The sequence below is a fragment of the uncultured Shewanella sp. genome (genome assembly GCF_947501225.1).
In the GTDB taxonomy this organism is placed as follows: Bacteria; Pseudomonadota; Gammaproteobacteria; order Enterobacterales; family Shewanellaceae; genus Shewanella.
The window spans coordinates 194,841-204,499 of the sequence record NZ_CANMUW010000008.1; the positions used below are offsets into that span (position 1 = coordinate 194,841).

9 protein-coding genes are annotated in these 9,659 nt (G+C 47.8%); all 9 read right to left on the reverse strand.

Annotated elements, in window-relative coordinates; genetic code table 11:
- Positions 1–29: 29 nt before the first annotated feature.
- The 9 genes from gloA to Q1B47_RS13540 all read right to left on the reverse strand — a co-directional run bounded on the left by gloA (position 30) and on the right by Q1B47_RS13540 (position 9,453).
- Positions 30–440, reverse strand: a complete 411-nt coding sequence (gene gloA / locus Q1B47_RS13500; protein ID WP_299794596.1) for a lactoylglutathione lyase — start codon at positions 438–440, stop codon at positions 30–32.
- Between the two features lie 346 nt (positions 441–786).
- Positions 787–1,425, reverse strand: coding sequence for an endonuclease III (gene nth, locus Q1B47_RS13505; RefSeq protein WP_299794597.1), 639 nt, complete (start codon positions 1,423–1,425; stop codon positions 787–789).
- A 33-nt stretch (positions 1,426–1,458) separates the two neighbouring features.
- A complete protein-coding gene (locus Q1B47_RS13510) occupies positions 1,459–2,157 on the reverse strand; it encodes an electron transport complex subunit E (RefSeq protein WP_299794632.1) in 699 nt (232 codons plus the stop codon).
- An 8-nt stretch (positions 2,158–2,165) separates the two neighbouring features.
- Positions 2,166–2,804, reverse strand: coding sequence for an electron transport complex subunit RsxG (gene rsxG / locus Q1B47_RS13515; protein WP_299794599.1), 639 nt, complete (start codon positions 2,802–2,804; stop codon positions 2,166–2,168).
- Positions 2,805–2,821: 17 nt separating this feature from the next.
- Positions 2,822–3,874, reverse strand: coding sequence for an electron transport complex subunit RsxD (gene rsxD, locus Q1B47_RS13520; protein ID WP_299794603.1), 1,053 nt, complete (start codon positions 3,872–3,874; stop codon positions 2,822–2,824).
- 3 nt (positions 3,875–3,877) lie between these two features.
- A complete protein-coding gene (gene rsxC, locus Q1B47_RS13525; RefSeq protein WP_299794605.1) occupies positions 3,878–6,292 on the reverse strand; it encodes an electron transport complex subunit RsxC in 2,415 nt (804 codons plus the stop codon).
- Positions 6,286–6,855, reverse strand: coding sequence for an electron transport complex subunit RsxB (gene rsxB, locus Q1B47_RS13530; RefSeq protein WP_299794607.1), 570 nt, complete (start codon positions 6,853–6,855; stop codon positions 6,286–6,288). Before rsxB ends, rsxC begins: the two co-directional genes overlap by 7 nt.
- Positions 6,856–6,857: 2 nt before the next feature.
- On the reverse strand, positions 6,858–7,436 hold the full coding sequence (gene rsxA, locus Q1B47_RS13535) for an electron transport complex subunit RsxA (protein WP_299794608.1): 579 nt from the start codon (positions 7,434–7,436) through the stop codon (positions 6,858–6,860).
- 118 nt (positions 7,437–7,554) lie between these two features.
- Entirely contained in the window at positions 7,555–9,453 is a 1,899-nt protein-coding gene (locus Q1B47_RS13540; RefSeq protein WP_299794611.1) for an EAL domain-containing protein, read from the reverse strand.
- Positions 9,454–9,659 lie beyond the last annotated feature (206 nt).

The following is a 9,659-nucleotide window of genomic DNA, read 5'->3' on the forward strand; positions in this document are numbered from 1 at the left end:
GCGCCTTTCGGCGCTTTTTTGTTGAACTTCTATCCGAGCCCTTTTTGTGCAGCGCTCATCTGAATAAGTTCAATTTTGTAGCCGTCTGGATCTTCGACGAAGGCGATCTCAGTACTACCACCTGCTACGGGGCCCGGTGCCCTGACAATCTTACCGCCAGCTTGTTCTATCGCTTCACAACGGCTATAGATATCATCCTCACCAAAGGCTAGGTGTCCAAAGCCTGTTCCCAGGTCGTAGCCACTGGTATCCCAGTTATAGGTCAGTTCGATCACAGCACTTCCGCTCGATTCATCGTCGAAACCGACGAAGGCTAAGGTATATCTGTATTCACTATTCTCAGACTTTCGCAGTAGTTTCATCCCCATGATTTGAGTGTAAAAATGAATGCTTTTATCTAAGTTAGCAACACGGATCATAGTGTGAAGAAGTTGAGACATTGTTACCTCGGGTTATTATTTGAGAACGGCTGAGATTATAGCTCAATAGAGATGCTCAGGTATGTAGATTGTTGGAAAGCCTGTTTCATTAACTTCATGTTCGATCACACTTTTCATATTTAACCATTTGACCCTATGTCTTTTTTTAAGATAATACGTTAGGAATTAACTGAAAATATATAATGAGAGTCTTAAATGAACACAGAATTAAAAATGGCCATCGGTACCACTGCAGTTATAGCCGTATTTCTATCAGCTTTCTTCGTGTGTATGTACTGAAGATTGACAGTTATAACTCAATTCAGATAAATAAAAAGCCGCTATTGCGGCTTTTTTTATGAGCTTATCACTCCGGATAGACCTTATCTTTGAATTCGCAGAGCTCTTCAATCAGGCAGCTGCCACAGCGTGGCTTCCTCGCGATACAGGTATAACGACCGTGTAGGATGAACCAGTGGTGAACGTCTACCATAAACTCTCTCGGGACAACTTTCAGCATTTTCTCTTCGACATCGACGACGTTTTTACCCATGGCAAATTTAGTTCTGTTTGCCACCCGGAAAATATGGGTGTCGATAGCTATGGTGGGCCAACCGAAAGCGGTATTGAGTACAACATTCGCCGTTTTGCGACCTACACCGGGGAGCGACTCCAGTGCTTCACGATTTTCCGGTACCTCCCCATCATATTTCTCAATGAGGATCTCACAGGCCTTAATCACGTTAATAGCCTTATTATTATAGAGGCCGATAGTCTTTATATACTCCTTGAGACCATCTACACCCAGCGCGTAGATAGCCTGCGCCGTATTGGCTACCGGGAACAGCTTATCGGTTGCCTTATTGACACTGACATCGGTAGCCTGGGCCGAGAGGGTGACGGCGACGAGCAGCTCAAACGGGCTGGAAAAATTCAGTTCGGTCTCTGGATGTGGGTTATTCTCTCTGAGGATCTCCAGGATCTTAATTCGTTTGGACTTGTTCATCGGATTATCTTTACTCTCAGTATATAAATGCAGCTAACTAACTTTGGTTATTCTTGCACGCGTTACGGTTTCGGTAACTTCTGGTGCAGCTGTACGATCTGCAATCTGTTTATCGACAATATTCTTAAATGCTATCAGGAATCCCATGCCGATGAATGCCCCCGGAGGTAACATGGCCAGCAGGAAGCTGGTGTCCACCTGCCAAAGGTGAATTGTCAGGTTAGCCGCCCACTCTCCCAGTAGCAGATCGGCACCATCAAATAGTGTTCCTTGCCCCAATATCTCTCGGGAGGCACCCAGTACGGCTAAGACAAGCAGAAAACCCAGGCCCATCATAAATCCGTCGAAGGCAGATTTTATCAGGGAGTTCCGTGATGCAAATGCCTCGGCTCTGCCGATGATCACACAGTTAGTTACGATAAGTGGCAGGAATATACCCAGAGAGAGATATAAGCCGTAGGCGTATGCGTTGATCAGCAGCTGAACACAGGTGACCAGCGCTGCGATTATCATGACAAATACGGGGATACGGATCTCTCTAGGGACATAAAATTTCACCAAAGAGACCAGAACATTAGAGCCAATGAGCACCGCCATTGTCGCCAACCCAAGCCCCAAGGCATTGGTCAGTGTCGCAGTGACGGCAAGTAGAGGACAAAGTCCTAAAAGTTGTACCAGACCAGGGTTATTTTTCCATAAGCCCTGCAGTGCGATTGTCTTGTATTCGTTCAGTAAACTGTTCATTGGTAATTCACCTCGCAATTAGCCGGCCTTGTTAGCAAGGTATCTTTATTTGAATTGAAGTAGAGTAGAGCTCTCTTCACAGCTTTAACATAGGCTCTGGGGGTGATGGTCGCCCCCGTGAATTGATCGAATTCACCGCCATCTTTTTTTACATGCCAACGCTTGTCATCTTCATCTGCAACGGTTTTGTGATTAAAGCCGAGTACCCAGTCAGATTTTCGTAAATCTATCTTATCGCCAAGACCCGGGGTTTCGGCATGGTTCAGGGTCCTTACACCCAGTACTTCGCCTGAGGCATTGATGCCAACGATAAGTTTGATATTACCGTTGTAACCATCCGGTGCAACCGCTTCGATGGCAATAGCGACAGGAAGACCCTGTTTGGTTGCGATATATGAAGGCAGAGGCTGATCGATACCCAGTGCATCCTCATCATGAATGAGAATACAGTACTCATTGAGATCATTATCATGAAGATCGTCGGGTATGATCTGATGCAACACGCGTCTCAATTCGAGCTGTTGTTGCTCTCTTATTTTGTCGAATGTTTGCTGATTGACGACCGCCACGAGTGCAGTACAAAGCAGGGCGAATATGCCAAGTAGCAAACCATTTTTTAACATGGATTTTTTCAAGTTGAGCTCCGGTCTGCTTAAGTCGCTGATCTATGGCCGTAGGCCCTGGGTTTCATGTAATGGTCGATAAAGGGCGCACAGAGATTGCCGAGTAAGATGGCAAAGGCGAAGGCGTCAGGGTAACCACCAAAGGTACGAATTACATAGACCAGAACGCCGATTAATGCTCCGAACAGTATGCGGCCCTTTACACTGGTAGCAGCGGTAACAGGGTCGGTGGCGATAAAGAAAGCAGCTAGCATGGTTGCGCCTGAGAACAGGTGTAACAGTGGGCCTGTGAGTGTGTCAGGGTTTAGCAGATAGCCTATGGCTGCACAGATAAACAGCGCCCCCAGGATGCCGGCACTGATATGCCAACGAATGACCTTGAGCTTGAGCATCACTATGCCACCGGCAAGGTAAGCCAGGTTTACCCAAAACCACCCGACGCCATAGCCATCGGAGAAGATGGTTTTTGTAAGGCTCTCTACGGTCGTTAACCCCATGGCAAGATCGGTTTTCAGTGTATCGAGTGGCGTAGCCATAGAGACACCGTCAAAGCCAAGCTTGTAGGCGCTGATCTCGGCCGGGCTCGCGCCGATGAATATCAGCTGCAGACTATGAAAAAAGTCTACCGGTTGGCTCGCTACCACAGAGGGGGCAACCCAACTGGTCATCTGTACCGGAAAGGAGATAAGCAGCATGACATAAGCGGCCATCGCCGGATTGAAAATATTATGCCCTAGTCCACCATAGAGCTGTTTGACTATGACTATCGCAAACAGAGTGCCTATCACGGTTATCCACCAGGGGGCGAGCGGTGGAATAGCGATACCTATGAGCAGTCCGGTAAGCAGAGCACTGTTATCTTTGAGAGTCTGGGCTACATGCCGTTTTCTGAGTTTGAGAACAGCGGCTTCACTCAATAGTGCAATCGTCATGGCGAGCAGGGCTTGTATCATTGTGCCCCAGCCAAAGAAATAGCATTGTACTGCGATGCCGGGAAGGGCACATAGCATGACTCGCTGCATTAGCGAACTGGTCTGAAAACTACGACTCAAATGAGGCGAAGAGGCTATCTTAAACGCCATCAGTTATTCCTTCTCACTTTCAATTTTTAATTTTGCTTTCTTAGCCTTTGCTTTTGCAACAGCCGCGGCAATGCGGGCCTTCTTGTCGTCGGCCGGGACCGATGTCTCTTGTTGAGCATCGTTCATGTTAGCCGCTGATTGAGAGCCATCGGCTGGTTCGGCATCAGCATCTTGCCGTTTGGTTTTCTTGGCCTTAGCCTTGGCAACAGCCGCTGCAATTCGAGCCTTCTTCTCGTCTGCCGGGCTCGGAGCCTCTTGTTGGGCACCAGCTATATTAACCTGTGATGCTGAATCGTCAGCAGCCTCAGATTCTGAGGCTTGCTGCGCCTCTTTTTTAGCCTTTGCGCGGGCAATCGCTGCGGCAATTTTGGCTTTTCTGTCGTCAACGGGCTGCTCAGCTGTTTGAGTCTCATCCTCATCGGCTGAAAGCTGCTGGCTCGCTTTCTTAGCCTTTGCGCGGGCAATCGCCGCGGCAATTTTGGCTTTTCTGTCGTCAACGGGCAGCTCAGCTGTTTGAGTTTCAATCTCATCGGCTGAAAGCTGCTGGCTCGCTTTCTTAGCCTTTGCGCGGGCAATCGCCGCGGCAACCTTGGCTTTTCTGTCGTCAACGGGCTGCTCAGCTGTTTGAGTCTCTATCTCATCGGCTGAAAGCTGCTGGCCCGCTTTCTTAGCTTTTGCGCGGGCAATCGCCGCGGCAACCTTGGCTTTTCTGTCGTCAACGGGCAGCTCAGCTGTTTGAGTTTCAATCTCATCGGCTGAAAGCTGCTGGTCAGCCTTTTTGGCCTTGGCGCGGGCAATCGCCGCTGATACGTCTTTGCGTTTATTGTCGGCAGGGCTTGGCTTGTCCTGAGAGCCTGTACTCAGTGCGGCCTCTTTCTTGGCTTTTATTCGTGCCATAGCCATCGCAACAGTGTCTTTATCTGCACCCGACATCTTAGCCTTGCGCCGTTCTGCAGCCTCTTTTTGTTTGGCTTCTCTGGCCAGCCGCTCATCTTCCAATCGTTGGGTTCTCAGTTCGAACCTTTGTTTAGCCAGCTCTGCCTGCTTTTTCTCTTCAGCCTCGGTCTTTAGTGCCGACTTAGCAATACGGTAGTATTCGACCAGGGGGATATTACTCGGGCAGACGTAGGTACAACATCCACATTCGATACAATCGGCCAGGTTAAAGTTGGCGGCCTTATCATATTCTTTCGCCTTGGCATGCCAAAGTAGCTGCTGTGGCAGTAGTTGCGCCGGACACACTTGAGCGCATTCACCACAACGTACGCAGGGTAACTCTTTCTGATCAGGGGCCAGTTCCTGGTTGTCTGGCAGCAGGAGACAGTTACTGCCTTTGATGATTGGAGCGTTGTCATCATAGAGGGCGTAGCCCATCATAGGGCCACCTATGATAACTTTATCTGTCTCATCACCCTTGAAGCCGGTTTCGGTCAGAAGGTGCGAAATTGGCGTGCCTATCGGAACCCAGTAATTTCCCGGCTGAGTCGTGTTGTTACCTGTGACCGTGACAACGCGTTCGATTAGCGGGTAACTTCTTAAGACGGCTTCCTTGATGGCAAAGCTGGTCGCAACATTTTGTACGACGATGCCTAATTGCGCGGGAATGGCACCTGAAGGAACCTCCTGACCGGTTAAGATCTGAATTAGTTGCTTCTCACCGCCGGAGGGGTAGAGGGTAGGCACTTTAGTGATCCTGACGCCATTTTCGGGAAGCGAACTTCGGTTTAACGCGTGTTGCATCTGCTCAATGGCTTCGGGTTTATTATCTTCGATGGCGATGATGAGTCGCTTCGGCTGAAGCAATCGATAGATGATGGCAATGCCTACTAAGATCTCATCACTCTTTTCCCGCATCAACATGTCGTCGGAGGTGATATAGGGTTCACATTCGATGGCATTGATGATGAGCAGTTCAATTTCACTGGCAGGATTGAGTTTTATATGGGTCGGAAATGCCGCACCACCCAATCCGGCTATGCCGGCTTCCTGGATCTTTTTCAAGATCTCCTGATTGGACAGAGACTCAATATCACTCCAGCACAGCGGGCTATGAATGTCGCTGCTAAGTGTATCCAGCCCATCAGGGCTAATCACGCAGCTCAGTACAGGTAGCCCGGAGGCGTGGTTACTCGGACGTTGCTCTATCTTGGTCACATGTCCCGATGTCGGCGCATGGACCGGAAGATGACCAAAGTGGGCACCCCTGGTTAGCGGCTCCCCTTTGGCGACATAGTCTCCTACCGATACATTGAGAACTGAAGACTCGCCGACCTGATCCAGCGGTACTATATATTCATCGGCAAGGGCAAGTGGCGAGATTGAGGTTCTGTTAGAGAGTGTTTTTCTCTCCGGCGGATGTATACCACCGGTAGAGCGCCAAAGTGTCCCTTTATCAATCTGTTCAAGTAAAGTTAGCACTGGCTGTCCTCATCCATCAATTTTACGGGAATAGCATTCAACTTCCAGTCCCAATTTTTTACAGTTTGCTCAACGGGTAGCATATCGATACAGTCAACCGGACAGGGGGCGACGCACAGGTCACATCCGGTACAATAGTCGGTGATCACCGTATGCATCAACTTTCCACTACCCAAAATGGCATCTACCGGACAAGCCTGGATACATTTAGTGCAGCCAATACATTCATCTTCGCGGATGTAGGCGACTTTCTTTACCTGGACTGCTTCGGTGGCTGATAGGGGCTCAGGTTCAACGCCTGCCGTATCCGCCAGTTTTTCCATGGTGGCACTGCCGCCGGGGGGGCATTTGTTGATCTTTTCGCCATTGGCTATCGCCTCTGCATAGGGGCGGCAGCCTGGGTAACCACATTGGCCACATTGAGTTTGTGGCAGGAGTGCTTCTAGTTGGTCGACAAGTGGATCACCTTCAACCTTAAATTTTTCTGCGGCAAAACCGAGCAAGACTCCGAATACAAGTGCCAGAATTGTGAGTAAGATTATTGCGATAAAAATTCCGGACATACTTATTTAACCAACCCTGTAAAACCCATAAACGCCAGTGACATCAAGCCTGCAGTGATCATGGCGATGGCGCCACCTTTGAATGGAAGGGGGACGTCTGCGGCGGCAAGTCGTTCGCGCATCGCTGAAAAAAGTATCAATACAAGTGAGAAGCCGACTGCAGCACCGAAGCCATATACCGCCGACTCGATAAAATTGTGTTTCTCACTGATATTTAGCAGAGCGACACCTAAAACCGCACAGTTAGTGGTAATGAGAGGAAGGTAGATACCGAGGGCTCTATAAAGAGATGCGCTGGTTTTTTGCACCAGCATTTCGGTAAATTGTACTACGACGGCGATGACTAAGATAAAGCTCATCGTTCTCAGATAGCCAAGTTCAAACGGAAGAAGCAGATATTGATTGACCAGATAGCTTAAAACTGACGCGAGAGTCAGGACAAACGTGGTTGCCATAGACATGCCTATGGCCGACTCTAGCTTGCTGGACACTCCCATGAAAGGGCATAAACCAAGAAATTTAACTAACACAAAGTTGTTGACCAACACAGTGCTGATCAAAAGCAGGAGATACTCACTCATCTCTATTCATTTTCGAAGGCAATTATTGGCTCTATTATCGGCCTTTCCGAGTTCATTAACAACACATAGAATACAAGGTTTTACTGAATGTGCTGCTTTCTTAAGCTATTAATCAGGGTTAATCTGAGGTTAGTGCGGCTTGAGGTTGCGAAATATAGTAGCCCTGTAATCCGTCGATATGCATTCTCTCCAGAATTAGCTTCTCCTCCTGACGTTCAACGCTGGTCGCGATGACACGTATCCCCAGGCGGCGGGCAATGTCTACTATCATCTTGATGAAAAACTTATTATTTGTGTCTTGCGCAATACCATCGGTATAACTGCCGTCCAGCTTGATATAGTCGGGTCTGACCTCCTTAAAAAACTTAAAAGAGGTGAAGCCCATACCAAAGTGCTCGACAGATACCCTGGCCCCTACACTATGCAGGACTCGTACAAATTTATGGCTGGCAGATAAGTTTGTTTGCATGCCTGATTCATTTAGCTCAAAGACCAGTCTCGCTGCGATATGACGTTTCTTCCCGAGTTGGTCTTTTATCCAGGCGACGAAACTGTCCTGCATGATTGAAGAGGCGCTGATATTAATGCCGTAGGCTCCATCCATGTTTGGATTATTAATCAGCATCATCATTGTTTTGATAATGATAAGTTTGTCGAGTTCCAATATCATGCCGTGACGTTCGGCCATAGCGATAACTGTTGTCGTGGGCAGGAACTTTCCTTCACTGTTATAAAAACGGGTCAGTAGCTCCTTATAAACCAAGACCTCGGTTCGGCAGGGGTGAATGGGCTGCTGGTAAAACTTTAGCGCCTGCCTTTTGATTAGATCATCGATAGCATCTTTCCAACGTGTATCTCCGTAAATCTCATCGCCATTGAATTTATCCTGCATATGAAAGCAGTTAGGTCCTAATGTCTGAGCAATACTCACTGCCGTATCTGCTAACGTAAGCAGTTTTACCGGTTCACTGTCATGTTGATAGGGAACGAGTCCGACGTGTGCAACCGATTCGGTGCTTAATGATTGCTGGTATTCATCGAAGAGAGATTTGAGAGACTCAAGGAAAGGGATACCATCTTTCAAGATTAAGCCCGGAATGAAGACAGCGAAATCGGCAGTTGAAATTCGAAAGCATTCTGAATCGGGAAATTCACTGATAGATTTCCGAATGCAGTTGGCTATCTCAGCCAGATAATCATCGCCGGCTGTTCGGCCCAGATTATCATTTATTTGTGCCAGTTCTGTAGCCTTGATTATGGCCATCAAACCAATCTGCTCTTTACTCAAGGCTGAAAAGGATTCGAGCTTCTGAGTGAAAACAGCCCGTGTTGGCAAGCCGGTTACCGGGTCCTGATAAGCGATCTTTGTCAACTTATCACTCTCCTCTTCGGCTTTATCCAGATTGGCTTTCAACTTAACTTTACTCGCTTCAAGGGCAAGCGAGATTGGTTTGAACTCTGAGGAGAGCTTAGAGGGTTCAAATGCGGTGAATGAATGGTTCGATAGCCCATTAATATAGTTGGCCGAATAACGAATGGCACGTTTAAACCTGAACATAAGAAGTGAAAATGAGATGGCAAGAAGCAGGTAAGTGGTGATGAGGGCGATTAATGCGTGTTGAAAATTGCCGATGACCTTCTCCTGAAGGTCGGCTTTGTAGAGTTTTACCTGTAAACGGCCCTCGTCAAAGCTACGGGTGTCCGAGAGCTCGATTGGAAAGAGTACCGCCAGAGGGTGAGCTGAACTTGAGATTAATTCACCTTCTGTCAGGTTATAACTGCTATCAGTACTATGGATATATTGAAAAAACTGAAACTTGTTTTGTTTCCCTAACTCGGCTAGCAGCTCACTACCATGGGGTGGCAGGACGCGTTCGGCTGTAAAGCCGTTTTGATAAAGTGTGAGCCTGGAGTGGGCCTTTTCTGAGAGTAGGCTGGTTTGCTCTAAGTATACGAAGAAAGAGAGCCCGGCAAAAAGGAGAAATAAAAAGCCTTGAAATATTTTTGTTAAGCTCATATAGAATCCATACGCAGAAATGCAAAAACATATTAATTTTAGTAAATTCTGGCGCTTATTCTAACGGAAAACAGAGTTGGACGGCAATTATATCAAGATAGGGGCGTTTTCAAAATTTTAGAAAGGAATATTTGGCTCCCCAGACTGGACTCGAACCAGTGACATACGGATTAACAGTCCGCCGTTCTACCAACTGAACTACAGGG

Bases quoted from the DNA above. Each gene is read 5' to 3' on its own strand.
- gloA (WP_299794596.1), bottom strand. From the start codon at position 440: ATGTCTCAACTTCTTCACACTATGATCCGTGTTGCTAACTTAGATAAA.
- nth (WP_299794597.1), bottom strand. From the start codon at position 1,425: ATGAACAAGTCCAAACGAATTAAGATCCTGGAGATCCTCAGAGAGAAT.
- rsxD (WP_299794603.1), bottom strand. From the start codon at position 3,874: ATGGCGTTTAAGATAGCCTCTTCGCCTCATTTGAGTCGTAGTTTTCAG.
- rsxB (WP_299794607.1), bottom strand. From the start codon at position 6,855: ATGTCCGGAATTTTTATCGCAATAATCTTACTCACAATTCTGGCACTT.
- rsxA (WP_299794608.1), bottom strand. From the start codon at position 7,436: ATGAGTGAGTATCTCCTGCTTTTGATCAGCACTGTGTTGGTCAACAAC.
- Q1B47_RS13540 (WP_299794611.1), bottom strand. From the start codon at position 9,453: ATGAGCTTAACAAAAATATTTCAAGGCTTTTTATTTCTCCTTTTTGCC.